We start from the raw sequence: 24,190 nt of genomic DNA on the forward strand, positions 1-24,190 counted from the left end.
GGGACGTTTCTTTGCGCATATCTAGCCACACGCAAAAGCCGCCAAGGTCTCCCTCGACGGCTCGTGCCGTTGCGTTTGCGTAGAGGTACTGTGTCGAGCGGTGCTCGAACGCAGCCCGTGCTCGCTCTTATTGGACGCACGCGACCGTCAATGAGGGCCGGTGGGTGCGTTGCCAGTGTGGCGGGCCAACGATCCCCGATCCTTATCACATGTGACTGGCGGCGATGCTCTTCAAGCGAGCACTGCTGTCCCATTCGATGAAATGGCAAGCCCACGGATAAGCCGTTTTTTCTTCTGGTCCACGGACGCAAGCAGCTGAATGCGGCCAATAGGATGCGGCTCGGGCGCCAGTCCCATCTGCGGCTCGACGCTCAAACGCTCGTTGTGTTTCGCCGCGTATTCAAACCCCAAGTCATAGTTCGTGGTGAACACACGCGCGCGTGGCTTCCTTGCACCGCGTCGGGCGATTTTTCTTAGGATCGCCTGATGTGCAGACAGGTCCGTTTGATCGCTCACGAAGTCGACACGAGCCGCAATAGACTTTTCGGCTGATGCGATGAATTCAGCGACGTCACGAGCCTCCTCCAGTCCGAACAGCTCCAGGTAGATTTTGCAGTGAGTTAGGAGTTTCTCGATGTTCTTTTCCGCGATATCTTGATTTGAACGAGGCATATAGCGGGCGATTACGTCAATCGAGCCTTGGATGGCTTCGTATCCCAAAGGTCTCTCATGCCGGGCGCCGTAATGGCGTTCGGGCCGCTATTCTTCGCACAGAAGGAGGAGCCTGCCCCTGTCAGGAGGATGCGGTTGCAGCATCTCAAACAGGCTCAAGAGTCAGCGGCTCGGACGCTCCATGATCGATCAATGATCTACAGCATGTAACAATGAGATATCCCTCTTGTTGAAGCTTCGATTGGCCATGTAAGGGACATCAAAGGGTTACGCTGGATCTGGTAGCGGGGGAGGACTCGGACCTCCGACCTTACGATTATGATCCCCCGCTCCCCTCATTGTTACGACTAACTCCATCGAGTCGAGACGCGGCCCTACCTCGCTGATGGCGCCCTTCAGGCTGCCGGTCCACCGAGGCTTCAGCTTGCCCGTTACGCGCTTCAGACAGAGCGCTCGATTCGCTTGCTCGGTGACGTGATCCAAACGGGAATGTCCACCGGGACGGCAATCCCGAGCAAGGCGGCGCCGGCCCTTTGTTCAATCCGTGCTGCTGGGCGGACCCAACAATTTGCGCTGCTGCATTTCCAAGGAGTGCTTTTTTTGTTGCGGCAGATAGGGAACCGAAAATGTGGTGCGAGACGTGGTGCAAAAAATTCGCAGCGAACGAAATGGAATTAAGTCATTGATTTTACTGGTAGCGGGGGAGGGACTCGAACCCCCGACCCCAGGATTATGATTCCTGAGGCTTAACCTGCAGCAGCCTCCTGGGCGCCACGATCATGGCCGTTCCGGCGATCCAGTGACCTTCGCCGGCAACCGCGACCGCGACCAATTTCAACGGCTCCACAGTCGCCGTCGGCACCGCCAACAAAAACAGCGATTGGTAGGGTCCGAGATTCTCGATCCGTTGTCAGAGGCTCATGAGCAGCTCCTGGGTCTAGTTCAACGACGCAACGAACGGCGACGTTCCATCGTCGGAACATTTGCCACTTTATCCCGTTGCATGGGACCCACATAAATCGAGGAGCTCGGATATGAAGAAAGATTTCGCAATCGGATGTCTGCTGGCCGCAACGATGGCAACCGGTGCATTCGCCGCGACCACCGTGCTGACCGCGGCACCGACCGAAAGTTGGACGGTGACGAACTACTACAAGCAGGCCGTGTACGACCCGAAGGAAAGCAAGATCGGCGATGTCGACGATGTCCTCGTCGACAAATCGGGCAAGATCACGGGACTGGTGATCGGGGTCGGCGGATTTCTCGGCGCTGGCGAGAAGGATGTCATCGTGCCGTTCACCGCGGTCAAGACCGCCAAAAAGAACGACAAGTGGTGGCTGACCCTCGACGAAACCAAGGACGACCTGAAGGGCGCCCCAGGTTTCAGGTACGATCGAGCCAGCACCACCTGGGTGCCGGAAAAGAAATAGTCAGTCGGTTCGTCGCGGAGAGCGAGCGGGACCTCGACGCTCGCTCTCCGATCTAGGAGGGGGTGCCTCGACACGTTGGCGCACCCTGCACCCCTCCGCTTCCACGCCATCTACCGACCCAGGTAATCCGATTCCGGGAGGCGTTCTGGCTTCTCGGCGCAACCAGTGATGTAGGGAAACGTGGGACGGGCAAATCCGAGCATGAGCCGAAAGAAGCCGGACGAATCCAGATCGGTGGATTCCAAGGAGAAGGCCCGGGCGAAACCGGGGCATAAGCCGTTGCCGCTTGGATCGGACGCACGCAAGAATGCGCGCGTCGTGTTCGCTTTGGCGATCGTCGCACTCTCCCTTTGGACCGCCGCGGGCTTCCTCTCCGCGTTGATATGGGCCACCATACTGGCCATTGCTCTGTGGCCCCTGTACGTAGCATTCGCAACTCGCGTGACGTCGGGCCCGTCCGGCTGGGCCGCGTTCGCATTCACGTGCTTCGTTGCCATCATCCTGTTCACGCCTATGGCCCTCGCGATCTATCAGGTAGCACAGCAGAGCGGGGAGATCGCGGGTTGGCTGAAGAAGGCCCGCGAGAGCGGCATCGAGGTGCCTGATTGGATCGCCCGCCTGCCGATTGCGGCGGAGATCGCGCAGCAGTGGTGGCGCGCCAACCTTTCGGATCCGCAGGCGGCCACCGGCTGGTTGAAGGCGATCAGCGCCGACAGCGCGTCGGATCTCTTCAATACTTTGGGCGGCCAGTTGCTGCATCGCATGTTCATGCTGCTCTTTTCGCTGGTCGCGCTCTTCGTTCTTCTCAGCAACGGCCGATCCGTCGCGAGCCGCTTCCTTGAGACGAGCGAACGAATCCTTGGCCATCCCGGCGAAGGCGTGGTCGAGAAGATCGTCGATTCCATTCGCGGCACGGTGAACGGCACCGTCGTGGTCGCGGTTGGCGAGGGGCTGTTGATAGGGGTCGGCTATCTCGTTGCGGGCGTGCCGAACGCCGTCATGTTCACCATTTTCACCACTGCATTCGCGATGCTTCCTTTCGGTGCCTGGGCGGCCTTCTCCGCGGCGGCGCTTGCCTTGATATCGAACGGAAACGAAGCCGCGGCGGCAGGTGTGTTCTGCTGGGGAGCGGTGATCATGCTCGCCGGCGATCATTTCGTGTGGCCGGTGCTGGTCGGGGGTTCGGCTCGCCTGCCCTTTCTGTTCGCTTTCGTCGGGATCTTCGGAGGCTTGGCGGCCTTCGGACTTATCGGCCTATTCCTCGGGCCGGTCGTGATGGCAGCCCTGTTGACGGTGTGGCGTGAATGGGTGTTCCGCCCTGTCGCAGCGACACAGTTCGATTAGTCGAGCGCGGATACTCTGCGTGGCGAAGGCATACGGCGGCAGCCCACGTCGGCGCCGGCAGAGCCAGATCCCATTCTCCGGGCCCGCCGACGGTCTGGCTACCCTCGTCGTCGCTCAGTGACGTGCTACTGGATGGTGGCCAACTCGCTACGCAGTCAAATTCGGCCCTTCGTGAACTCAGTCTCGCCCGTACGGAACATTCCGGTCGGACACCGGTTCGACCTAGTTCTCGGCGGCACGCCTCAGCAGGCGTTTGTTCAGGTAGGTTTTGCCGATGTCACCGTCCGATTACCCGATCAGGAGCGCCCACGATCGACGCCAACAAAGGCTCTTAATCGTGTTGGCTTTGGGATTCGTTGTTTTCGGCGCTGCTGCGGCCGCCCTGTTCTACGTCTTGCAGCCTGAGACCCTTCGGATCGCCGTCGGGCCCGCAGGCAGCGACGATCATCAGGTGGTCCAGGCGATGGCCGAAGCTTTCGGCGACGAAAGCAGGACCGTCCGGCTCTCCCCGATCACGACCGAGGGAGCGGCCGAATCCTTGGCTCTGCTGGGCGCCGGCAAAGCGGACTTGGCAATCGGTCGCGGCGACCTCGGTATGCCGGCCGACGCGCAGACACTGGCGGTCCTGCGTAAGAACTACGTCGTGCTTTGGTCGCCTACCGGGGGGCCTCGGAAGGGCCCCAAGAAAAAGGCCTCCGGGAGGATCGGAGAGATCGCCGATCTGGCGGGTCGCAAGGTCGCCATCATCGGAAGGACCGGAGCCAACCTCGAATTGCTACGCACCATTCTCGTCGCCTCCGGCGTGGAGTCGGACAAGGTTGCGACAATCCAATTTGGGACCGATGAAATCGAAAAGCTTGCGCAGGACGCGACTGTCGACGCCTACCTCGCCGTCGGCCCGCTCGACAGCCGGATCACCGCCGCCGCGATCGCCGCGACCTCGCGATCGCGCGGAGCTCCGAAGTTTCTTCCGGTCGAAACATCCGAGGCCATCGCCCTGAAGCACGCTCGCTACGAAGCCGAGGAGATTCCGGGCAGTGTTTTCAACGCGAAGCCGGCCTGGCCCAAGGACAAAGTCGACACCATCAGCGTCAACCATCTCATTCTGGCCAGGAAAGAACTGTCCGAAGCAAAGGCGGCGGCCTTCTACCGGGAGCTTTTCGCTGTCCGCGACTCGATCGCGCAACGCGTTGCCGGCGCCGCGCACATCACGAAGCCCGACACGGAGAAGGAGGCGGAGCCCGCTGTGCACCGGGGCGCCGCGGCGGTCATCAACGGGACCGCGCGGACCTTTCTGGACAAGTACAGCGACTACTTCTGGTTTGCCTTGCTTCTTCTTTCCGGGATCGGTTCGGCCGCCGCCTGGCTGCGTCGCTATCTGAACCGGGATGACCGGGACGACACCACCGGCCACCGCAACCGCATTCTCGCCGTGGTCTCGGAGCTTCGCGATGCCGGGTCCGAACAGGACCTTCTGCTGTCGCAACAGGAAGTCGACACGATCATCGGCGAAACCCTGAAGTGCTACGATGACGGAGCGATCGAACAAGATGACCTGGCCGCACTCGGACTGGTCCTTGAACTGTTCGATCATGCCGTCGCCGAACGGCGAGCGACGCTGCAGAGCGCCCCCACCGATCAAGCAAAATCTCCGGGTCCAACACTTGCCTCTCGCCGGTAGGCGCACCTGGCAGGACTGCCTCGCGGAACGTCTTGGCTTCTTGTGTCTTGCCTTCTCAGGTCGGAGGATAAAATGGCGCGCGATCTTCGCTATCTGGCATCCAAGTTGGACAACCTGAGACGCTCGCACGAAGGGACTAGGATCTCCTACGTGACGAGCGCCGGCGTGGAGAGCACGCTGGTCGCGTTTGACGCCTCCGGGAAGATCAAGGCGCTTAGCTGCGGCCCATCGCACTGAGGCCGACCGAGCTTCTCGCGCCGACTTGAAAGCACCTTACAAGTTCGCGTAAGGTGCTCGTGAGGGGAAAAGCAGGCTCCCCGTGAGACTTCGGTCCAAGCTCTGCGCAGCACGCGACACGTGGAGCTTGCGCATGGACACCGAACGACACCCCTCCCCCCGACGTACCATCGCTATCCTCTCGCGAGGAAATGCCGTCGCGCGTCGAGATGCAACTTCGAAAGGCGGCCGTTTCGCCGACGTCTTCGAGGCGCTCGCCGCCGTGGGCGTCGAAGCTCGCCCGGCGATCTACGACGAAAGCTTCGCCGACGCGGTCCGCGAGCAACTGCTCGCAGTGGACGGTGTGCTCGTCTGGGTCAATCCGATTCAAGACGGCCGAAACCGCGCCGGTCTCGACGCCCTGCTGCGCGACGTCGCCGCCCAGGGCGTGTGGGTCAGCGCCCACCCGGACGTCATTCTCAAAATGGGCACCAAGGAAGTCCTCTATCGAACCCGTTCGATGGGCTGGGGATCAGACACGGCGCTGTATCAAACCGCCGCGGAGATGCGCGCCGAACTACCGACGCGGCTTGCCACCGGTCCACGTGTGATCAAGCGCAACCGGGGCAACGGCGGCCAGGGCGTTTGGAAGGTCGAGAGGCTGCCGACCTCCTCCATGAAAAGGGTGCTGGACGCGACCAAGGACGCGCCGGAGGAACTGACGCTGGATGATTTTCTTCGTCGCTGCGCGGAGTATTTCGAAAACGGCAGCGTCATCGACCAACCGTTCCAGCTTCGCCTGAACGAGGGCGTGGTCCGCTGCTACATGGCCGGCGATCGCTGCGCGGGCTTCGGCCACCACAAAGTCAAAGCTTTGGTCGACTCGCCGGCCGCTCGTTCCGAGGCCGGGCCGCGGCTCTACACGTCCAACGCAGACCCGCGCTTCCAGCGGCTGCGCCGGCTGATGGAGGACGAGTGGACGCCACAGCTAACCTCGTTGCTGGAGATCGCGCGAGATGACCTGCCCATGATCTGGGACGCCGACTTCATGCTCGGCCCCGTCCACTCTGATGGGAGCGACAGCTACGTGCTCGGTGAGATCAACGTCAGCTCGGTGCATCCCTACCCGGGCGAGGCGCCGACGGAGATCGCCAGGCGGGTTGCCGATCGCCTGCAGCCTAAGCCTTGACGCATGCTGACGGTCAGCGGGCTCAAGCGCCTGCACATTTCGGTGTCGTTCGACTTGCAGGACGGCGAATGCGTCGCCCTGCAGGGGCCGTCTGGGGTCCCGTCACTGTGGCAAATGCTTGCTGATTGCAGTGGATCGGCCACCGTGATGCCCGCAGCCCAAGAGGCCGCGATCGGCGCCAGTATTTGCATCACCAGCGCAAGCACGACGATGGGAAGAAATCGTTCTAGCCGTCGACGCATCGGTCCACCCTACGCTGGAGGCTACCCCAGGGAGGGAAGATGGTCGAGGTGGGCGGCCATACCGGGGTGCCGCAAGCAGGGCGGGGCTTACGATCTACTGGACGTGTGTTGTGCCCCGGCAACGGTCCATCCCAGACGTCGACCGAGCCGCGCCCTTGAGCTGGCCCACCTCCCGGGACCCAAATTTGGTTGCGTTGTGCCGTCGAGCCCAAACTAGCAGTTCCTTCGGCGGTTCATGTCAAACAGCGTGATGGATTACTCACCCGATCGAACCGTCGGCGATCAGGCTGACAGTTGCCGGTCAGTTTTCGACCTAGAGCTAAAACCGCACAGAGCCGAAGTCGCCTATGGGTCAAAATGCCAAGAACCCAATGTGAGCAGATCCAGTCCGCTATGCCCCATTGCACGGACCTCAATGACGCGTGCCGCCACTTCGCTGCATGGGCCACATGCCGACAGCGCAGTGCGATAGACGCACGTTTCATCGCGCGTCCCGCACAGAACGGCGGGGATCAATCACTGCCGATCTTAAAAACCTATACGGACACAGAAACCGCGAGATCAGCGGACCGGCAGCATCAAATGCTCGTATTGCGTGCCAGGCCACATCACATAGGGCCTCGTTGGGTCGGCCTTCGCGTCGCGTGGATAACCATCCAACATCTTAGCGCCAGAGCCGACGATCATTACATGGGCGCCGGTTTTAATCCAATTGTTACCGGGCTCTTCTTTGGTTGCATACGGGTCGGTGTTGCTCGCACCCCCGTCCCCTCGGAGCATGTACATGAATCCTATCTTATTCACGGGCGGCTCCTTGTGGTTCATCCAGGCCGAAGCCCACTCGATCGCATTCTTATCACCGCACATCGGGTCGGGATTGGCCGGATCAGCGTGACCTGGCATGCACGTCCACTGCCCGGTTCCTTCGCGCAATGTACGCATCTTACCATATGATCCATAGCGAGGATGGTAGCGTCTTTGGCGATGGCCTCGGGCGCGGCCGACAGCGACAGCTTAATTAGATCTTCGTCGCTCATCTTGTGCTCTTGAGCGAAAGCGAAGCTGGAGGTAAGCGCAAACAGAGTTGCGGCATAGGCTAGCGATTTCATCGCGAAATCCTCCCATGACCTTTTGCTGATGCCAGCCGCGGAGGAGCCGCGGCGGGCGTCTCGCGCAAGTGCTTGAACGTAGTTATTTTACTCCCCCCTTAGCTAGTTGAAACGCGAAATTTGACCGCTGCGGAACGATCAGTCGCCCTGGCCGAAGCTTCCGCTCAGGGTCTATCGTGTCGGTCGGGCCGAGGGTAGGCGGCTTGCGGTCTACCCTAACAAGCCGACGTTTTCAGAGGCCCGCCGAACTTCCCAGTTGGGCCATAAGCGGACTCCCCGGACCAAACATGCAGCTGCGCTGACCTTTAGTTAAGCTGTCGTTGCGGAACCTTTGCCCGAGTTGAAGGACTCACGTCCATAAGCGCCGGGGACGAAAGTCTCCCATGACGAGGCCTCGAACGATTGTGGCTGTTGCGCCCATCACCGAGACGCAGCTGTAAGCGCCATCTTGTTTTCCGGGTTGCCAGCCTTGTCCGCATCAGGCCCGCGGATCGGGCGGTGAAGATCGCGGAGGCAAAGAGATGTTTCCAGCAATACCTGCGGCACTGTTGCTTGGACTGTTGCTTGGCTTGACGGCGCTAGTGACGCCAGCACTCGCGCACGATGGCCCGCTGAAGTCATGGTTTGAAAGCTTGCAGAGCGAATTTGGACAGTGCTGCACCGTAAACGGTACGAGAGGCCCACGGAGCCACGGACTTGGTGCGGACGGCCTACGCACCGCGCTTGAAGCGTATAGGCATCCAGAACTGCCGGAGGGCCTCGACGGTTGCTGGAATGTTGCGCCAGGCGTTTTGGATGATGGGCTGCGTTCCCAGCGTGCGCCGGGCCGGGGGTAGCAAGGGTCGACCGGCGTCGTCGATGCAATGGACCAAGATCGGCCGCAGCATAAGGTGTTCGGTTCCATTCGGGGGGAGAAGCCGCGACCAGACGAGAAGCCGAAGCTTCATGACGGCGTAGAAGCCCATGCACCAGGGCTGCGGGTCGACTTCGCCGTCCGGTGATCGCACGAACAGCGGCTCGAAGCTCTCCGGTCTCGTCGACAGCGTCTCGCTGATAGCGTTGTGGCGCATCAGCGTGGCGGCGATTGCCGAGAACTCCTCGGTGTCGTGATTGAAGGCGTCGGGATCTACGCCGAGGAGCGGGCACACCCATTCCTCGGACGCCATCGAGACCGGCCCGGCGACGACCGCGGCCACCGCGCCATCGAGCATGGAGAGCGACGTCGCCCGCGGATGCCGAAGCGTCGGCGACCTGGCGCGCTTGCTGATCCATTGCCCGAGCCGTTCGAACGACATGGCATAGTCCGCCATCGTCGTCTTGCGTGCTTTTCGCGTTCCCCGCCCTTGCTTCGGCTTCGTCATGCCACGGCCCGCTTTTCGGCTTCGCGTGCGGCCTTCCAGTTCCAGGCCAGAAGTTCGTGAAGCTGGTTGGTCTTCGTGGCGCCGCTCACCATGCGATCGAGAACGTCGACGAGATACGCCTCGGGGTCGAGGCCATTCAATTTCGCTGTGTTAAGAAGCGAAGCGAGTATCGCCCAGGTCTCGCCCCCGCCTTCGTCACCACTGAACAACGAGTTCTTTTTTCCGATCGCAATTGGCCTGATCGATCGTTCGACCGTGTTGGTGTCCGGCTCGAGCCGCCCGTCATCCAGGAACGTCGTCAGGCCCTGCCAGCGTTCGAGCATGTAGTCGATCGCCTTGATGAGCGTCGAGCGGCGGGAGATCCCGTCCTTCACCGCGATCAGACGGGCCCTCAACGCCTCCATCAGCGGCTTCGTCTCGGCCTGTCGCGTCGCGCGGCGTTCCCCAGCATCGAGACCGCGGATCCTCTCCTCGATCGCGTAGACGGCCGCAATGCGCTCGATGACCTCCGCGGCGAAGGGTGAGTTCGTCGTCTTGTGCACCCTCACGAAGTTGCGGCGCGCGTGAACGAGACAATACGCCAGCTGGATCTGGCCCGACATCATCGCATCGCCCGCCAGCGAGGCGTAGGCGGCATAGCCGTCGACTTGCAGCACGCCTTCGAAGCCGGCTAACTGCGCCACGATCTCCTTTTTGCCGCGACCACCTGCGAACACGTAGGCGACCGCCGGCGGCGCCGGCCCCTTCCACGCCCGATCGTCCGTCGCGTGCGCCCAGAACTGGCAGATCCTCGTGCGGCCGCGTCCCGGATCGAGCACTGGCATCGGCGTCTCGTCGCAGAACAGCCGCTCGAAGCCGTGCATAGTCTTCAGTTGCAGATCGTAGAGGCCCCTGACCAGCCACGCCGCGCTCCCCATCCAGCGCGCCAGCGTCTGACGGTCGACGACGACACCCTGACCCGCCAGGATCTGCGTCTGGCGATAGAGCGTCGATTGCCAGGCATATTTGGCCGCGGCGATATGCGCGATCAGCGCCGTCGTTGCCATGCCGCCCTCGACGAGCCGCGCCGGTGCCGGGGCCTGGACAATCGGGCCCTCACAGGAGCGGCAGGCGTATTTTGGACGGATCGTGCGGAGCACACGCAGCCACGCGGGAACCCGATCGAGCGCTTCGCTGCTCTCCTCGCCGATCCGATGCATCTGACCCGTGCAGCACGGGCACAGCGTGGACGCCGGCTCGATCACCCGCTCGACCCGAGGCAGATGCGCCGGCAGCGCGCCGATGTTGCGCTTCGCTTTGCGCCGCTCCGGCCGCGGCGCGTCCGGTTTGTCGTCATTGGCCGGGAGCTGTGAGCCGGCGGTCCGTTCCAGATCAAACGCGATCTGTTCGGCGCAGACGATCGCCGCGCGCTCCGATCGTGCGCCGAAGATCAGGCTCTTCAACGTGGCGATCTCTGCGCGCAGATCATCGTTCTCGCCTTCGAAAGCCAGCACCATCTCGGCAAGAGCCGCAGGGTCAGAGGGGAGATCTTCGGGGCGAAGCGCCATATCGCAGAGCTACACGAACGCACTCGCAATCGCCAGCAAAACAAGACGCTTCAGGCAACCTTCGTCGGCCGCTTCGTCACCTTCGGGACCACACGCGACCACTCCGCAAGACCTTCAATCAGCATCGCCAGTTGCGCCCCCGTCACCGGCATCGTACCCTCGCGAACAGGTGGCCAGGCAAAGCCCCCATTCTCCAGCCACTTCGTCGCTAGAACCATTCCCGAGCCGTCAAAAACCAGTAGCTTCAAACGATCCGATCGCTTCGATCGGAAGACATAAACGTCACCGCTGTAGGGCTTGCCGCCTAATCCCTCCGCTACCAGCGCGACAAGGCCATGAACGCCTTTACGAAAGTCAATCGGCTGCGTCGCGACGAACACACGGACCATTGGACCGAAAGAGATCATCGCGTCGATCTCACCGCCGCCAGCACGCGCTCCAGCGTCGCGGCGTCGACGCCGACGGGCACGCGCACCGTCGCGCCCGCGATCATCACCTCGATCCGCTCGGCCGGATCCGTCAGAACATGCGCCTTATCGATCGCGTTCGGCTGCGCCTCGACGGCGGCCTCGAGCCTGACTTGCACGAACTGCGGCGCTTCGCTCGACGCGAGCCGCGCCTGGCGCCGCCACACACTGAGCAGTCCCCGGTTCACCCCGTTGCGTCGAGCCACCTCGGAAATGCTCGTCTCCGGATCGGCACTCTCGGCCACGATCCGCGCCTTCTCCGCATCGCTCCAACTGCGCCGTCGCCTCTCCCCTGTGATCACCTCGATCCGCTGATAGGAGGCGGCATCATGCCCGTCTTGATGTCTGTCTTGATGCATGGAACGAGCGTCCCTCGCGTTGTCAAATCCACGCGCGAGTCTCGCTCATCCCGTCCACCTAAACGAGGTGGGGTCGTCGTACCGCTATCGCTGCACCGATATTGACGGGTACATCGTTTCTGATGCCCATTGGGAGTCCAATAGCGGGCGTTACCGCGTCATCATCGACAACGAATGGGTCAACGTGCCAAACGGCGCCGTTATCAAGGAACCAAACCGTTTCGGCCGTACAATGGTCTGGAAGAATTACATCGACGGCCATCCACGCATCCGGTGCTTCATGCCTGGCAGCATGACTTGATGCAGTTCTAAAAATAGGCCGCTTAGGGTCAAAAGTTGACGGTGTGTCCGACCAAGAGACGGCTGTCTCCTGTCGCTCGATAAGCAGACATGTAGCTTAGCTTCCAGACCTTTTCTCATTATCGCTCAGGCGCATCAGCGGGGTGCGTCTCGAGCGTTGTGGTAGCGAGAACTTCCCGAACTGGATCCTTGCCCAGAGTGAAGCCCATTGCGACGACGTATCGCCGCTTTGGGTTTATGGTGCGCTCGGAGGGCGCTCGCATTCCCTAGTATTTCAACGACTTAGCGATGCGAAGTGAAGCAATAGGTGCGATCAGTTCTAAAGCTACCATTGCGGGTGCCGTCTTCGTTCGTATCGAACGCGCTCACAAAGCGATTGCGTCAGCTCTGACGCGGCTCACTTGTCGTAAGGGCCACCGCGCCGACGGCAGGCTCAAACGCTCCTAGCCGGTATTCTTGCGAGGAATTCTCGATGTCGACGCGCCAGGTTTCCAGATAGGCGCAGACCGCGCCCTTGCGCTTGCCGCCCTGGTTGACGGCGATCGCGGTGTCGTTCGCGACCTTCAGGAACCGAATGATGGCCTGGTTCTCGCCATTGGCACCCCTGATGTGCGCGCCGAGGCCACGCAGAATGAGGAAGTAGCTTGGCGGCCTTATTCAGCCGCTTCAGCGGGCTGATTTTTCAGCTCCGCAAATTTCGCGGCCATCGTCGGATTGCCCCGGGTTAGCTTCTTGATCGTCACGTCCTGCGCCTTGTCGTTCGCAAGGCGCAGATTGCGGTCCGCGCCGATCAATGCATCCTTGGTCTTCTGCAGGTGATCAATGGATTTATCGATCTCGTTGATCGCGGTCTGGAAATGCCTGGATGCCAGATCGTAGTTCTTCGAGAATGCGTTCTTGAACGTCTCGAGTTGGCTCTCAAAATGGGTGATGTCGATATTCTGCGCCTTCACAAGCGCAAGCTCGGTCTTGTACTTCAGCGAGTTGGTCGCCGCGTTCCGCAGAAGCGTAATCATCGGCAGGAAGAACTGTGGCCGGATGACATACATTTTCGGATAGCGGTGGAAGACGTCGACGATGCCTGCGTTGTAAAGCTCGCTTTCAGGCTCAAGTAGGGAGACTAGGACAGCGTACTCGCAGCCCTTCTCTGCCCGGTCCCGATCGAGCTCCTTGAGGAAGTCCTCGTTCTTGCTTTTTGTCGCGGTTTTGTCGCCTTCGTTCTTCATCTCGAACATGATCGAAATGATCTCGGTGCCAATCCCGACGCTGAGCGCATTCACGAACGGCAGGTTTCGTCGCTCAGCCTGCTTGCGGGGATTTCGCCGAATGACGAATTCGAGGGAATGCTAGCGGCGCAGCTTCTCGCCTCGCACAATGCGGCGATGGAGTGCTATCGGCGGGCGATGATTGCCGAGCAGACACTTGAAGGCCGTAAGGAAACTTTGGGGCAGGCTAACAAGCTGTGTCGCACGCACGCCACATTGCTGGAAGCGTTGAACCGGCATCGCGGCAAGGGCCAGCAGAAAGTCACGGTCGAGCACGTTCACGTCGACAACGGCGGGCAAGCGATTGTCGGCCACGTTCAGGGGGGGTGGGGTGCTAACCAAATCGGAGAATCAACCCCATGCTCTTGGATATGCAGCGGGCGAAACGTTGCGGAGCGAGAACGCGAAGCGGGAAGTCGTGCCAGTCGCCGGGAATGGCAAACGGTAGGTGCCGGATGCACGGCGGATCATCACCGGGCGCACCGAAAGGGAATCAACACGCGTACAAGCATGGGCGCTACACGGCCGAGGCGATTGCAAACCGGCGGAAATTTTCCGCGATGCTCATAGGAATGAAGTGCCTCGCCGGTTTGGTTTGCGATTAAATTTCCATCGGCGTCCGATGTCGCCTATGACCCGAAGCGGTCATGGGACGATATCAAAGCGAGCGTGTTTTTGACATCATCGTTGCCGTTCATCTGCTACGTGACGGATTGGGAGACCCTGCCGAACGCAGCCGTCATCACAGAGATAGTCTCGGGACAATCGCAGCGGTCAAGTTGAACTAGGACCGTGCTGGCCACTACTGACCGGATTCCCCAAATTCATTCTTCCCTTTCGGCACTCTTCCTGAGGTGAGGACCGTCGTGCAGCACCACGTTTAGCAGGGAATTATGGACCTCCAGCGTTCCGTTGTATTTGATGAACCCAAGCCTGCGGAACTTGTTCATGAACATGCTGACGCGCGACCTCGTGGTCCCGACCATCTCCGCGAGTGTCTCCTGGCTTACCTTCGCTATGACCCGCTCGGGCTTACTCTCCTTGCCGAAGTTCGCCATCAGGAGGAGCACCCTCGCCAGACGCTTCTCACTGGAATTAAATAGTTGGTCGACCAAGTCCTCCTCGACTCGGGCGTTCCTAGACAACAGGTAAGCCATGAACATCTCGGAGAACTTCGGCTCCTCGCGGAGTGCACGCACGATAGCTGCCTTTTCGAGCCGCATGATGACGCATTCCGTCACCGTCACGACCGTCGCCACCCGCAGCGGATGCCCATTTAGGCAGCTCTCACCAAAGAAGTCCCCATTTCCGTGGAGCGCGACGACCGCCTCCTTGCCCTGCTCGGAGACGACGCAGACCTTGACCTTGCCCTCCTGAATGTAGAAGACGGCATCACCTGGGTCTCCTTGGGAGAAGACCTTCCGATTCTTCCGATAGTTCGAAACGGTCCTCCCCCCGGCCACGGTGTTGAGGAACACCTGGACGTCGAAGGGCTGCTTCTTCCTTTCCTTGGCCACCGCTTCCTGCCTTTAATTCTCGCGAGTTTATATTCTAGGGCAAACCGAACATCGGGAAACCCCCCGAACAAGTGCTGGTCGCGGAGTAACTGGCACGTGCCCGGCCGGCGAGTGAGCAATAAAGGTCAGACTCCCGCTCCCAATGCGCCCAGACTCCCTCGTTAATGGAGATGTCGAACCAAGAGGCGTCCCATAAACAGAGGAGCTGAATTATGGGTGTCATCCTTCCGTTCGTATTGGACGGCGTATTCGAGCCCAACGATATTGAGGCGATGTCCCTGGCGTGTGAGGAAGCCTGCAACTCCCTTCACATCAATGGCGACGCGCGGGCTCGCGAGACCATCGCGGCGAGAGTCATCGCGTTTGCCCGGCGCGGCGAACGTTCTCCCATGGTCTTGCGCGACCGGGTGCTTGCAGAAGCCAACGCGGACGCCGGATGCTAATGGGCTCGGCGTCATCTAGTGATGCCCGCTAACGATGGATCATCTCAGCTGTCCGATCTCGGCCCGTACGCAAAGTCCCGGCTGGCTCGCGGGCAGTACCGGTTTTGTGGGCAGAGCGGAAGCGGCTCGGCCGTGCGCACCCGACGCTGTTGACCCAAAGCAGAGCTACTGCGTCGTCAGCGAGCCAGAGCGCGCCGCTTGGCTCCGACTTGTCGCGGGATGGTTGAGCCTTCTCGCAAAGCGGAGCCAGTCCGCCAAGAAGGATTCGATCAACAGGTTTCCGACAACGGAACTGGGCAGGACGCAAACAAGCCATCGAATTGAGGCCGCCTCGGGCGCTCGCCGCCGTGTCCTAAGTTGGATTTGGGCGTCCTAATTCGAGTCGTTAACTATTTCGCCCAGCTGGGCTGTATTGACCAGTTATTGGCGACGGGGCATGCTAAATTATCCCTATCACCGCTCGGCCAGTGGCTTTTATCGGTGATGAGAACGCCGTTTGCGCTCCCGCCTTCCTCACTGGAATGGAGCAGCGCCATGCGTCATCGTTTCACACAAACCCAATCCCTTGAAGAACGTCTAGCCGAAGAAGCGGAGCGCCTGCATGAACAAGCCAGACTGCTTCCGTATGGCGCTCTGCGCGATGAAGTCGACAGGAAAGCACGACTGGCTGAGACCGGCTCACACATCAGCGAGTGGCTGCGGTCGCCCGGTCTAAGGGCCCCCACTTGAAGGTAAGGCCGCCTCAAATTGGGCTCGCATCCAGCTTCGTTTAGAATGGCCCAAACAAGGTAACGGCGGTACACGGGCTGGGAGGGACTATACGAGCCGCATGGGTGAGAACTCAGCGGCTCCTTTTCTTAGGAACGTGTGGCTTTGCAGTGCATGCGAAGGAATGCGGCACCTGACCTTCAACGTCACTGATCTAGATTCCTTTGCTTCTCCGATCACCGCTGTTTGTCTTGATGACAACGATGTCGGCACCTTCACAATCATCCTCGCCCCGGGACATGCAACTTCGTCCTTTGGAACAAGCCGAAAGACATGTAGCGCAGGGTGAGCGCCACATTGCCGAACAGGAGCAGCGTGTTGCCACTTTGGACCGAGATGGCCACGATACGATGAAGGCTCGTAAGCTGTTTGAGGCCTTCCGCGCATCCCAAGAACGCACTTGGCCCACCGCATTTTGAGAGAGCTGGATCAGTAAGCTAGAGGGGGTGGCCTTTCCACGCAACGGAGAATCCCGCGTCATCGATCCGGCCAATCAAACAAAAGACCGCCCCGTTGGGGGCGGCTTTTGGATTGTACGTCGAGAGCTAGTACTTAAACTCCGGCATGGCCTTCAATTCATCCTTGGTGGCGCTAAGCACGGCGTGATCGGGATACCAACTTTTACTAGCGCTGGTGGTGGTGGTGGTCGTGGTGGTAGTTGCGGCACCGGTGGTGGTTCGCGTGGCACTCTCTGGAGCGGAAGTCGGTGCAGGAGCATTCGGCGGTGCGGACGTTGTCGACGCAGTTGTCGAGGTCACCGGCTGGTCAACCCACTTCAGCTTATCGAAGGCGACCGCCACGTAGTGCTCGCCCACGCCGAGAACACCGCCCACACCCAGAATGACATTGGCCACCTTGCCTGACCTATCCACAATCACGTCGTGGATGTTGCCGATCTTCTCGTTTGCTTCATTGTAGATATCGACGCCGGCGAGCTTAGACGCGCGCCATTCACCCACCTTGTGCGTGGTAGCACTGGTAGTCGTAGCCACTTGGTTTGTGGCTGTTTGCGCCGACGCCGCGCCGCTCATCGATGCGGTAGCCAGGATTGCTATTGCAAGACATTTGGAAATCATGATGTTTCTCCATTGTTTAAGGGAACAATAGGGCGGCGGGATTTTGGTTCCAGCGACGGAAAAGCGAATAATTTCCGTCGCGGACACGGGGCAAATTCCCGCCGCAGGCCAAGACGTGTCCAGGTAGCCGACACCTTCAGTTAGACGATGTCATCCGAACATTCGTAAACGGCATCGCCCGCATCCGCACGCGAAGGCCGCCGCGCTGGACCGCGATCTGGACACAGATGTCGGCTGATGGCACCAACAACGCACAGCTGCGGGCAAGCAATTGTCGGCAACGTCGAGGGGGGGTGGGGTGCTAACCAAATCGGAGGTTCAACCCCATGCTCTTGGATATGCAGCGGGCGAAATGTTGCGAAGCGAGAACGCGAAGCGGGTAGTCGTGCCAGTCACCCGCGATGGCGAACGGTTTTGATCAAGCTAACCCTGCTCTTTTGATTGACGCTCGAAATCCTGGAGCACATCCGCGAGCGGCATCTCCGGTTGGGGGATCGGCGGCGGCTTTACATGAAGCGGGCTAGGTCTGTTCGGCAGTCGCATTCCCATCGCGAAAAGGATCACGACACTCAACACGATAAATGCAACCCCAATCAACTCACCCATGGCTGTAGGGCGACCACCAGCAAACTAATCGCCACTGCCACCTTGTCATCGGCGACAAACCCGAACGGGTTTCCGGGCCGTATACCTCCACTCACGCGCGAGCAAGCTGAGCTCTTTCACGCACAGGCCCCAGACTGGCAACTGGCGGCGGACGCTCACGGCATCGGGCGCGAGCTTCCGGTTTCGCAATTTCGCTGGGCGCTTACCCTCCTTCCAAATATCTGCGAATTAACTCGCGTTTGAGATCCCTCAGGCGCATACTCAGACGCCTTCTAGGCATTACCAGTGACAGAGAGTGTTGCGCTCCCGCCTGCTCGAGGGAGGCATCATGCCCCAACCTCCACGCCTCTCGTCCGTCATTCCATTCGCTGCAATTGGGCGCCCCGCCTGTCCGAAGTGCAAGGCCCAGATGATGCTCGTTAGCATCGAGCCAGCACGCGTCCGGGGCGTCGACTTGCTAACGTTTGAATGCGCTGTCTGCAATCAGGTCCTTACGACCTTTGCCGCGTTTGAGGACCCCACGAAGTCCAAGGGCCCTGGACGCTGGCCTTGGACGCTGGCTTCAAGGCGATTTGCACCCACCGAAGTAAGGCCCGCCGGCGGGTCGGGCGGCGTAGGACTGGCTCGCGCCCTCGTTGTCAGATCTCCTCGGTTTCAGCCTCCGGCTGGCTGCGGTAGGCGTCTCGGAGCCACAGGCGATTGAGGGGGGCGTCCGGGCTAAACGCGCGCGAGCCGCCGGGCTTCCCCAGCGGCTCAGGCGTTGCGTAGCGATGTGGTGCGACGTGGTGCGACGCGCAGCGTCGCGTGGTGGAACGTTGCGATGCGCCGAGGCGCGCCGCGTTGCCTACCGTGATGTCGATAAGTCCTACGCGTCTCATCGACTAAGCTAAAATGGCTGTCGTGAGGCGACCTTCAAGACAGCGCTGCTGCCGTAGTCGCGGTTTGTTTCGACCGCGCCGAAAAAGTCGCGACTGCTGGAATGGAATGCAAACAAATAGCGGTCGGTTTGGCGCTGACTACGATACTTGCGCATGGTGCCGCTCAGCCATCGCACCTTGTCAAGGCGTGATACGCCTAGCGAAAGCAGCGGGAGACCGAGATGTCAGAAGAACCCCCTTATTGTCATAACAAGCGCCATCAAAACCGCTTTCAATGATCATCCCGGTTCTGGGCACGGCACGACGTGGAACCAAGTCACGAAAAGTGACGAAGAAAGTATTCATCTCGCCAAGGCTGTGCTCGTTGCTCTTCGCAAAGCCGGAAATTCCGTTACCAAGGTCGAGGACCAGAATACCCCAAAGCCCTAAACCTCCTGCCGACGTCATCGGGAATGCCATTTGTCGGTGCTGCGTCTGCTTGCTCGCGCGTTTGATTGTTGTGGCTGTAAGGCAACTCTAGCGGCGAACATCGACGCAAGAAGCGCCATGCGAGAACCGTCAATCCGCCGTCCGCAGCCGCCTGATGGTGAACTCGACCCGCCCGTTGGGTTGCTCACGCCAGTGCTCGACCTCGCTCATGTATGCCGCCTTCGGGTAGTGATCGAGGAACGCCCTCGCCGTTTGGCGGGCATCGTCACGGGGTTGGGTGAAGGACTCTCGCACGAAACCATCGTGGGCGCGGTGCTGCGCGCGATGATCGCGCATTCGGTTCGCCAGTTCATGCGGGGTTTTGGGTTCTGCCATCGCTGATACTCCATACAAAACGACACTTATTAGATCGGCGCACCAGTGCCCCTGTCGCGCTATGCTCGATAGGCTGCACGCTCATCGGGCCAGTGGATGGTGATGTGCGGTTAGGCATCAGGGACAACTCGTTGCTCTCGAGTTCGTTCAATGGCTCTCCGACGGGACTGCCCGGCGAAAACCGCAAGCTCACCAGAGTATCCCCACGCTGCCTGGATCGTGGCCGGTCTCCAAAATGCCCACCACGGCTTCCTTGCCTTGCTCGGATATGACCACAACCTTGACCCGGCCTTTTTAAATATAGAAGACCGTATCCGCCACGTCGCCCTGCGAAAAGACAATCTCATCCTTGCGAAATTCAAGGATGGTCTTCCATTCGCCCACCTTGGCGAGAATTCCTTGGGATCAAGTATTGCTTGATTGGTATTGTTTGGCATGTCCGCTTTCATCCCCGCTTCGGGACGCCTACTTTCCATTCACGCCGCCGACGTCCGAAGTAAAAGTGCCTAGCACCGAGTTCCGATAACATCATACGAACACACAACCACCGCCAAGGAACAAGCGGGAACTGCCTTTTCGGTGCAACCATTGGTGACGCGCAACATTGACTCACTGCTAAGCAACCAAGGAGTTTTATTCATAATGTCTAATCCAATCCAGAATAACGCAAATCGGGATTTATCACAGCTGCAGGATGATAGCAGAGAACATATCAGTTCCGCTGATGCATCGATGAATTCCTTCCCGGGCGCCTTTCATGCGATTGCCACGGCTTACAGCGACTACACCAAGAAATCGTTTGAAGACACCAGGTCGTTTGTCGAGAAGCTTTCAGGCGTGAAGTCGATCGACAAGGCGATTGAAATTCAGACCGAATTCGCTAAGTCGGCTTTCGAGACGTTCATGGCCGAGTCGCAGAAGATTGGCGCGTTGTATCGCGATCTTGCTACGGAATCCTGCAAACCATTCGGTAGTTTTCTTGCCAAGATTACCCCGACAAATCGATAAGTCTTACCCTCGCGATATAAGCGCACTGCTATTCGCGGGGCCTTTGCCGCAGCCCAGAGCCTGCCTGCCGTTTCATGAGGAGACATCATGTCCGATGTTAATCCGCCTTTCCAAAATCTGTCACTCGATCCAGCGGAGATGATCGCTGCAAGCGAGGCATACGATCTCGCGTGTCGAACGCTTCAGAACATCGGCCAGTTGGAAGTGGATCGCGAAATCATTGCCCGAGGAATTTTGCGAGCCGTAAAAACCGGTGAGCGGAACGCCAACAAACTATGCGAGCGTGCCATCCATGGATTGACCGCGTTCGATTACCGGCAGCATAACGCGTGACACTTGTTTTGGCGCTGTCCACACTTTAGTTAAAGCGCCTCGATGATGTTTCGCTCAACTCTCTTGCATTGTGGGCAAGAAACGTTCGCGAGTCTTGGCCCCGACATGCCTGGCTCAATCGTCACCAACACAAAGATCGGCTCAATCAACTCTGTGCCCCGGAACGTCATGCCAACTGTGTAAATTGGCGCGTCCACGATCCTCGGCGAATTCCAGCACGCTCACGCTCTGGACGAAACTTTGTCTCAACCCCAAAGCAAGTGAGAGTGACGAGCGTACAATGGCCTCACTTCCGAGGCCATTGTCCTCAAATCCGTGGTGATGATGCCGGTGACGACCCTCGGTGAACGACCAGGACTTGTTCGACGCGCCACGATCCCAGCTGGGTCCCGACTTCCGAGGTGAGTTGTTGGACACTCGCACAACATAGGTAGAGCTGATTACCTCCGGCCGGACCAGCCGATTATTTCTGGCCATGGCATTCTCCCGAAGTTTTCGGCAGGTGCATTCCCGAAACCACGCTGGAAAGACCGCCCAAGGTCAGGCTGAACATTTGTCACGCTCCGGCGTTTTATAGCTAGCTGGAGCGGCGTCATGGATTGCCGAGGCGAACTTCAAAGGCTGCAGCATCAACTCGAACTGGCCAACCGCGCGATCTCACTGATCGGCGACGAAGCCACCGTGGAGCGGCTTGAACATTTCGCAAATGAGATCAAGCGCAAACTCGAAGAGCTTCGCGCGGCTGGTTTGCGCGACGAGACCCAAAGGCGCTCATGAGCTTTGGCAAGAAGCGGGCCGACCTGAGAGGGGCGCGACCTGGAATTCTGGCTGCGCGCCCAGTGAAGAGGAGTGGAGGGGCTCGCACGCGATATCGAGGAGCGCCTGCGCCGACAAGGCGCGGCGAAATGCGCGCAACGCGTGGGAGCCGGTGCTTTGGAACTGCTAGTGCATCGATGACTTGGGTCCTCGGGACAGTTTTCCCGCCGATTGCTAGCCTGCACGGCCTTGACTCGATGACTCCTCCACGCACTCCGGCACGATGCAGCGGCTAACGCCGATCCGAGCCTCGGCGCCTTGTCTAAGTGCGATCTTCCGGAAGGCCGTTATCCGTCGGGTTCTCTAAATGCCGTTAAGCTACTTCCGTCTAGACTGCGTTCGCCTGAGCGCACGTTTTCGACTCCGACCCGAATTAAGCCCGCCCAGTCGCTTCGCATTCGCCGCGACATACCGTCGATATTGGCGGACTATTTCATCGCCCGAAGCTCCAGCTATTAAACTTGCAGAAGCTTCCAAAGCCGCATGTACCTTTTCGCTGACCATCAACTCCGCTTCGCGACGGGCAATTCTGCCGCCGCGCATCAGCTTCATCATCCGCAGCGCAATTACGCCGTTTGCTTCGAATGCCAACAACATCAAAGAATTGACCATTTCCTACCCTCTACATAGCCAAGACGAATGAGCGAAAATGGTTCCGCAAGTTCAGTCAGCTGCAAATCATGTTAGAGATTCGCCAGCGAGCATACTCCCAAAGAGAGCCGCCAGAACATGCCGCTTACTTGGCCGCGCGCTAGGCCGAAGGGAAAACGCCTACCACCATTAGGCCGACAATAAGCTCCGCGTCGCGCGCCTCGGGTCCAGACTGTGGATCATTGTCTGCCACCCTCTTGAGAATGTGGCGGCAAATTAGTCGTTGCTACCCTTGGACCTGCGACATCTCCTGCGATCAACAGCCCAACAAGGACCACGGCAGCGCATAGGCTGGCAGCGATCAACGTGAAGAACGCAAGGTTCGGGCGGCCGTTGGGCATCTCACTCTCCTGGCTGACAACCCCGCGCAAGGGCAAAGGTTGCCCAAGCGCGTTCATCCAGCGAGTGACCACCGACAGTAATAGTTCAGCCTGTGGGCCTTGCCCTTCGCTCCGCTTTGCCGAACTACAGCAGCGTTCCTCGAAGGATAATGGAAGCGACAGTGAAATAGATCACCAATCCCGTAACATCGACTAGAGTCGCGACGAACGGTGCCGAAGCGCTGGCCGGATCGAACCCGGTTCGTTGCAGGAGGAATGGGAGCATGGATCCGGTCAACGAGCCGAACATGACGATGCCGACCAGGGTGGCGCCGACCGTCAGCGCAATCAGCACCCAGTGCTCGCCGTAATTGTAGAAGCCCAGATACTGCCAGAGCGAAATGCGTACGATGCCGACAAGGCCCAGCATCGCCCCGAGAGCCAGCCCATTGGCGATTTCCCGCAGCGCCACGCGCCACCAGTCCTTGATTTCAATTTCGCGCAAGGCCAATGCGCGTATCAGAAGGGATGTGGCTTGCGATCCGGAATTGCCCCCCGAACTCATGATCAGTGGGATGAACAGCGTCAGCACTATGGCTTTCTCGAGCTCGCCTTCGTAGCTCTGCATCGCCGACGCCGTCAGCATTTCGGACAGGAACAGCGCGCACAACCAGCCGCCGCGCTTCTTCATCATCTGCCAGAAGCGGATTTCCATATACGGCTCGTTGACGGCCGCCATGCCACCGAACTTCTGCACGTCCTCGGTGCTTTCCTGCACGATGGCGTCGATGACGTCGTCGACCGTGACGATTCCAATGACGCGACCGTGGTCAACGACCGGCACCGCGAGCAGGTCGTACTTCGAGATCAGGCGCGCGACATCTTCCCGGTCCATGAGGGGAGTGGCGGTGATCAGACGGCCAGGACGGGCTACCGAGAGCACCGGTGCTTGCGGATCTCCCGTGATGAGCCGGCGCAGGGTGATCGTCTTGACCAGCTTCTTGCTGAGGGGATCTAGCACGTAGATCGCGTAAACGGTTTCCCGGCTGCGTTCGACGTGCCGGATATAGTCGAGTGTCTGCTGGACGGTGTAGGTCGAGGGAACGCTGGCGAATTCCGTCGTCATGATCGCTCCCGCGGTGTCTTTCGGATACTCCAGGAGGCGTCGGATGTTGAGCCTGATGTCGAGGTCCAGCAGATCAAGAAGTTCGGAGCAGTGTGGCTCTTTGACCTGGTGGAAGACGTCGGCGAGGCGGTCCGCCGACACGCCGGCAAGCAGCTTTGCGGCTGCTTCCCGCGGCATCAGAGCAATGAGTTCTGGCTCGCGCTCCAACCCAGGCTGGTCGAGGACTTCAATGGCGCGATCGGGGGGTAGATGAAGCAGAACCGCGACTGCGAGTTCCGAAGGCATGTCGTTGAGGGCCTCGACAATGTCAGCGGCGCGTTCTTCGATCATGCTTGCGGCGAGGAACGCCGGATTGACCATGTTGTCGGCCTTCGCCGCATCCTGGACGTCAAGGTTGGTCATGATTCACAGCTCGGTACAGACGACGGACGGATATCACTTCCGATCTACCCCGATAAGCAGACAATTTCAGAGCCCGTCGGCACTTCGCCGATGGTAGACTACAATTTCCCGCCTATAAAACATAGGAGACCGTATCAGGAGCTCGCGCGGGATAGCACGTTCGCTACAGAAGAGACGTGCCACTTGCCGCCGCGAGCGGATTTGACGCCGCGCTCATTGAGCGCACTGGCAATGGACGCGAAGCTAGTACCCACTTTTCT

25 protein-coding genes and 4 pseudogenes are annotated in these 24,190 nt (G+C 59.7%); 13 read left to right on the forward strand and 16 right to left on the reverse strand.

Annotation, left to right across the window (positions count from 1 at the left end):
- Positions 1–231: 231 nt before the first annotated feature.
- The gene (locus tag J4G43_RS40630) at positions 232–720 is read right to left on the reverse strand and encodes an SIR2 family protein (RefSeq protein ID WP_208088312.1); all 489 of its coding nucleotides are present in this window, start codon (positions 718–720) and stop codon (positions 232–234) included.
- Positions 721–1,706: 986 nt separating this feature from the next.
- Between J4G43_RS40630 and J4G43_RS40635 the strand changes: the two genes are divergently transcribed.
- From J4G43_RS40635 to J4G43_RS55740, 6 genes and pseudogenes are all read left to right on the forward strand, one after another.
- Entirely contained in the window at positions 1,707–2,102 is a 396-nt protein-coding gene (locus J4G43_RS40635) for a PRC-barrel domain-containing protein (RefSeq protein ID WP_038934996.1), read from the forward strand.
- A 318-nt stretch (positions 2,103–2,420) separates the two neighbouring features.
- Positions 2,421–3,446 (forward strand): AI-2E family transporter, encoded by a 1,026-nt coding sequence (locus J4G43_RS40640; protein ID WP_225005401.1) that lies wholly within the window; start codon positions 2,421–2,423, stop codon positions 3,444–3,446.
- A 274-nt stretch (positions 3,447–3,720) separates the two neighbouring features.
- On the forward strand, positions 3,721–5,127 hold the full coding sequence (locus J4G43_RS40645) for a TAXI family TRAP transporter solute-binding subunit (protein WP_208088314.1): 1,407 nt from the start codon (positions 3,721–3,723) through the stop codon (positions 5,125–5,127).
- Positions 5,128–5,199: 72 nt separating this feature from the next.
- Positions 5,200–5,364: a hypothetical protein gene (locus tag J4G43_RS40650; protein ID WP_208088315.1), complete on the forward strand. Its 165-nt coding sequence runs from the start codon at positions 5,200–5,202 to the stop codon at positions 5,362–5,364.
- Positions 5,365–5,497: 133 nt separating this feature from the next.
- Positions 5,498–6,532: a Cj0069 family protein gene (locus J4G43_RS40655; RefSeq protein ID WP_208088316.1), complete on the forward strand. Its 1,035-nt coding sequence runs from the start codon at positions 5,498–5,500 to the stop codon at positions 6,530–6,532.
- 3 nt (positions 6,533–6,535) lie between these two features.
- Positions 6,536–6,631 (forward strand): annotated as a pseudogene (locus J4G43_RS55740) (ABC transporter ATP-binding protein); the annotation flags it as partial.
- Positions 6,632–7,335: 704 nt separating this feature from the next.
- On the opposite strand, the gene J4G43_RS40665 reads toward J4G43_RS55740, so the two are convergent.
- The 5 genes from J4G43_RS40665 to tnpA all read right to left on the reverse strand — a co-directional run bounded on the left by J4G43_RS40665 (position 7,336) and on the right by tnpA (position 11,617).
- The gene (locus J4G43_RS40665; protein WP_208088317.1) at positions 7,336–7,716 is read right to left on the reverse strand and encodes a hypothetical protein; all 381 of its coding nucleotides are present in this window, start codon (positions 7,714–7,716) and stop codon (positions 7,336–7,338) included.
- An 877-nt stretch (positions 7,717–8,593) separates the two neighbouring features.
- Positions 8,594–9,244, reverse strand: coding sequence for a UPF0149 family protein (locus J4G43_RS40670; RefSeq protein ID WP_063712394.1), 651 nt, complete (start codon positions 9,242–9,244; stop codon positions 8,594–8,596).
- Positions 9,241–10,791 carry an IS66 family transposase gene (gene tnpC / locus J4G43_RS40675; RefSeq protein WP_035681142.1) on the reverse strand — a complete coding sequence of 517 codons (1,551 nt, stop codon included), beginning with the start codon at positions 10,789–10,791 and terminating at the stop codon, positions 9,241–9,243. Before tnpC ends, J4G43_RS40670 begins: the two co-directional genes overlap by 4 nt.
- A 50-nt stretch (positions 10,792–10,841) precedes the next feature.
- On the reverse strand, positions 10,842–11,198 hold the full coding sequence (gene tnpB, locus J4G43_RS40680; RefSeq protein WP_018273742.1) for an IS66 family insertion sequence element accessory protein TnpB: 357 nt from the start codon (positions 11,196–11,198) through the stop codon (positions 10,842–10,844).
- Positions 11,195–11,617 (reverse strand): IS66-like element accessory protein TnpA, encoded by a 423-nt coding sequence (gene tnpA, locus J4G43_RS56180; RefSeq protein WP_018273743.1) that lies wholly within the window; start codon positions 11,615–11,617, stop codon positions 11,195–11,197. Before tnpA ends, tnpB begins: the two co-directional genes overlap by 4 nt.
- Before the next feature lie 91 nt (positions 11,618–11,708).
- Here tnpA and J4G43_RS40690 point away from each other — a divergent pair.
- Positions 11,709–11,918 (forward strand): annotated as a pseudogene (locus tag J4G43_RS40690) (hypothetical protein); the annotation flags it as partial.
- A gap of 467 nt (positions 11,919–12,385) precedes the next feature.
- On the opposite strand, the pseudogene J4G43_RS56185 reads toward J4G43_RS40690, so the two are convergent.
- The 3 genes and pseudogenes from J4G43_RS56185 to J4G43_RS40705 form a co-directional block, all read right to left on the reverse strand.
- Positions 12,386–12,547 (reverse strand): annotated as a pseudogene (locus tag J4G43_RS56185) (hypothetical protein); the annotation flags it as partial.
- 23 nt (positions 12,548–12,570) lie between these two features.
- A pseudogene (locus J4G43_RS40700) lies at positions 12,571–13,173 on the reverse strand (DUF2130 domain-containing protein); the annotation flags it as partial.
- Positions 13,174–13,263: 90 nt separating this feature from the next.
- Entirely contained in the window at positions 13,264–13,482 is a 219-nt protein-coding gene (locus J4G43_RS40705) for a hypothetical protein (protein WP_208088318.1), read from the reverse strand.
- A 71-nt stretch (positions 13,483–13,553) separates the two neighbouring features.
- Here J4G43_RS40705 and J4G43_RS55745 point away from each other — a divergent pair, with 71 nt between their 5' ends.
- Positions 13,554–13,787: an HGGxSTG domain-containing protein gene (locus tag J4G43_RS55745; RefSeq protein WP_321576356.1), complete on the forward strand. Its 234-nt coding sequence runs from the start codon at positions 13,554–13,556 to the stop codon at positions 13,785–13,787.
- 219 nt (positions 13,788–14,006) lie between these two features.
- On the opposite strand, the gene J4G43_RS40710 is transcribed toward J4G43_RS55745, so the two are convergent.
- The gene (locus J4G43_RS40710; RefSeq protein ID WP_208088319.1) at positions 14,007–14,699 is read right to left on the reverse strand and encodes a Crp/Fnr family transcriptional regulator; all 693 of its coding nucleotides are present in this window, start codon (positions 14,697–14,699) and stop codon (positions 14,007–14,009) included.
- 212 nt (positions 14,700–14,911) lie between these two features.
- On the opposite strand from J4G43_RS40710, the gene J4G43_RS40715 reads away from it, so the two are divergent.
- On the forward strand, positions 14,912–15,142 hold the full coding sequence (locus J4G43_RS40715) for a hypothetical protein (protein WP_166350443.1): 231 nt from the start codon (positions 14,912–14,914) through the stop codon (positions 15,140–15,142).
- 1,313 nt (positions 15,143–16,455) lie between these two features.
- Here J4G43_RS40715 and J4G43_RS40725 read toward each other — a convergent pair.
- The 3 genes from J4G43_RS40725 to J4G43_RS40735 all read right to left on the reverse strand — a co-directional run bounded on the left by J4G43_RS40725 (position 16,456) and on the right by J4G43_RS40735 (position 19,274).
- Positions 16,456–16,986: a PRC-barrel domain-containing protein gene (locus tag J4G43_RS40725; protein WP_208089547.1), complete on the reverse strand. Its 531-nt coding sequence runs from the start codon at positions 16,984–16,986 to the stop codon at positions 16,456–16,458.
- 1,664 nt (positions 16,987–18,650) lie between these two features.
- Entirely contained in the window at positions 18,651–18,929 is a 279-nt protein-coding gene (locus tag J4G43_RS40730; RefSeq protein ID WP_208088320.1) for a hypothetical protein, read from the reverse strand.
- Positions 18,930–19,028: 99 nt separating this feature from the next.
- Positions 19,029–19,274, reverse strand: a complete 246-nt coding sequence (locus tag J4G43_RS40735; protein ID WP_208088321.1) for a hypothetical protein — start codon at positions 19,272–19,274, stop codon at positions 19,029–19,031.
- A 150-nt stretch (positions 19,275–19,424) separates the two neighbouring features.
- Here J4G43_RS40735 and J4G43_RS55750 point away from each other — a divergent pair, with 150 nt between their 5' ends.
- The 4 genes from J4G43_RS55750 (at position 19,425) to J4G43_RS40755 (ending at position 21,392) form a co-directional block, all read left to right on the forward strand.
- Positions 19,425–19,694, forward strand: a complete 270-nt coding sequence (locus J4G43_RS55750) for a hypothetical protein (RefSeq protein ID WP_208088322.1) — start codon at positions 19,425–19,427, stop codon at positions 19,692–19,694.
- 222 nt (positions 19,695–19,916) lie between these two features.
- Entirely contained in the window at positions 19,917–20,282 is a 366-nt protein-coding gene (locus J4G43_RS40745) for a phasin family protein (protein WP_208088323.1), read from the forward strand.
- A gap of 87 nt (positions 20,283–20,369) precedes the next feature.
- A complete protein-coding gene (locus J4G43_RS40750) occupies positions 20,370–20,615 on the forward strand; it encodes a hypothetical protein (protein WP_208088324.1) in 246 nt (81 codons plus the stop codon).
- Between the two features lie 594 nt (positions 20,616–21,209).
- On the forward strand, positions 21,210–21,392 hold the full coding sequence (locus J4G43_RS40755) for a hypothetical protein (RefSeq protein WP_208088325.1): 183 nt from the start codon (positions 21,210–21,212) through the stop codon (positions 21,390–21,392).
- A 357-nt stretch (positions 21,393–21,749) separates the two neighbouring features.
- Here J4G43_RS40755 and J4G43_RS40760 read toward each other — a convergent pair whose 3' ends face one another.
- The 3 genes from J4G43_RS40760 to J4G43_RS56190 all read right to left on the reverse strand — a co-directional run bounded on the left by J4G43_RS40760 (position 21,750) and on the right by J4G43_RS56190 (position 24,184).
- Entirely contained in the window at positions 21,750–22,043 is a 294-nt protein-coding gene (locus J4G43_RS40760) for a hypothetical protein (RefSeq protein WP_208088326.1), read from the reverse strand.
- Positions 22,044–22,547: 504 nt separating this feature from the next.
- On the reverse strand, positions 22,548–23,930 hold the full coding sequence (mgtE, locus tag J4G43_RS40765) for a magnesium transporter (protein ID WP_208088327.1): 1,383 nt from the start codon (positions 23,928–23,930) through the stop codon (positions 22,548–22,550).
- Between the two features lie 134 nt (positions 23,931–24,064).
- Entirely contained in the window at positions 24,065–24,184 is a 120-nt protein-coding gene (locus J4G43_RS56190; protein ID WP_208088328.1) for a recombinase family protein, read from the reverse strand.
- Positions 24,185–24,190: the final 6 nt, after the last annotated feature.

This window comes from Bradyrhizobium barranii subsp. barranii (assembly GCF_017565645.3).
Taxonomy (GTDB): domain Bacteria; phylum Pseudomonadota; class Alphaproteobacteria; order Rhizobiales; family Xanthobacteraceae; genus Bradyrhizobium; species Bradyrhizobium barranii.

Bases quoted from the DNA above. Each gene is read 5' to 3' on its own strand.
- J4G43_RS40645 (WP_208088314.1), top strand. From the start codon at position 3,721: ATGTCACCGTCCGATTACCCGATCAGGAGCGCCCACGATCGACGCCAA.
- J4G43_RS40670 (WP_063712394.1), bottom strand. From the start codon at position 9,244: ATGACGAAGCCGAAGCAAGGGCGGGGAACGCGAAAAGCACGCAAGACG.
- J4G43_RS40725 (WP_208089547.1), bottom strand. From the start codon at position 16,986: ATGATTTCCAAATGTCTTGCAATAGCAATCCTGGCTACCGCATCGATG.
- J4G43_RS40760 (WP_208088326.1), bottom strand. From the start codon at position 22,043: ATGGTCAATTCTTTGATGTTGTTGGCATTCGAAGCAAACGGCGTAATT.
- J4G43_RS40755 (WP_208088325.1), top strand. From the start codon at position 21,210: ATGGATTGCCGAGGCGAACTTCAAAGGCTGCAGCATCAACTCGAACTG.
- J4G43_RS40715 (WP_166350443.1), top strand. From the start codon at position 14,912: ATGGGTGTCATCCTTCCGTTCGTATTGGACGGCGTATTCGAGCCCAAC.
- tnpB (WP_018273742.1), bottom strand. From the start codon at position 11,198: ATGATCTCTTTCGGTCCAATGGTCCGTGTGTTCGTCGCGACGCAGCCG.
- mgtE (WP_208088327.1), bottom strand. From the start codon at position 23,930: ATGACCAACCTTGACGTCCAGGATGCGGCGAAGGCCGACAACATGGTC.
- tnpC (WP_035681142.1), bottom strand. From the start codon at position 10,791: ATGGCGCTTCGCCCCGAAGATCTCCCCTCTGACCCTGCGGCTCTTGCC.
- J4G43_RS55745 (WP_321576356.1), top strand. From the start codon at position 13,554: ATGCAGCGGGCGAAACGTTGCGGAGCGAGAACGCGAAGCGGGAAGTCG.
- J4G43_RS40745 (WP_208088323.1), top strand. From the start codon at position 19,917: ATGTCTAATCCAATCCAGAATAACGCAAATCGGGATTTATCACAGCTG.
- J4G43_RS40655 (WP_208088316.1), top strand. From the start codon at position 5,498: ATGGACACCGAACGACACCCCTCCCCCCGACGTACCATCGCTATCCTC.
- J4G43_RS40665 (WP_208088317.1), bottom strand. From the start codon at position 7,716: ATGCGTACATTGCGCGAAGGAACCGGGCAGTGGACGTGCATGCCAGGT.
- J4G43_RS40750 (WP_208088324.1), top strand. From the start codon at position 20,370: ATGTCCGATGTTAATCCGCCTTTCCAAAATCTGTCACTCGATCCAGCG.
- tnpA (WP_018273743.1), bottom strand. From the start codon at position 11,617: ATGCATCAAGACAGACATCAAGACGGGCATGATGCCGCCTCCTATCAG.
- J4G43_RS55750 (WP_208088322.1), top strand. From the start codon at position 19,425: ATGGCTCTCCGACGGGACTGCCCGGCGAAAACCGCAAGCTCACCAGAG.
- J4G43_RS40650 (WP_208088315.1), top strand. From the start codon at position 5,200: ATGGCGCGCGATCTTCGCTATCTGGCATCCAAGTTGGACAACCTGAGA.
- J4G43_RS40730 (WP_208088320.1), bottom strand. From the start codon at position 18,929: ATGGCATTCCCGATGACGTCGGCAGGAGGTTTAGGGCTTTGGGGTATT.
- J4G43_RS40735 (WP_208088321.1), bottom strand. From the start codon at position 19,274: ATGGCAGAACCCAAAACCCCGCATGAACTGGCGAACCGAATGCGCGAT.
- J4G43_RS40635 (WP_038934996.1), top strand. From the start codon at position 1,707: ATGAAGAAAGATTTCGCAATCGGATGTCTGCTGGCCGCAACGATGGCA.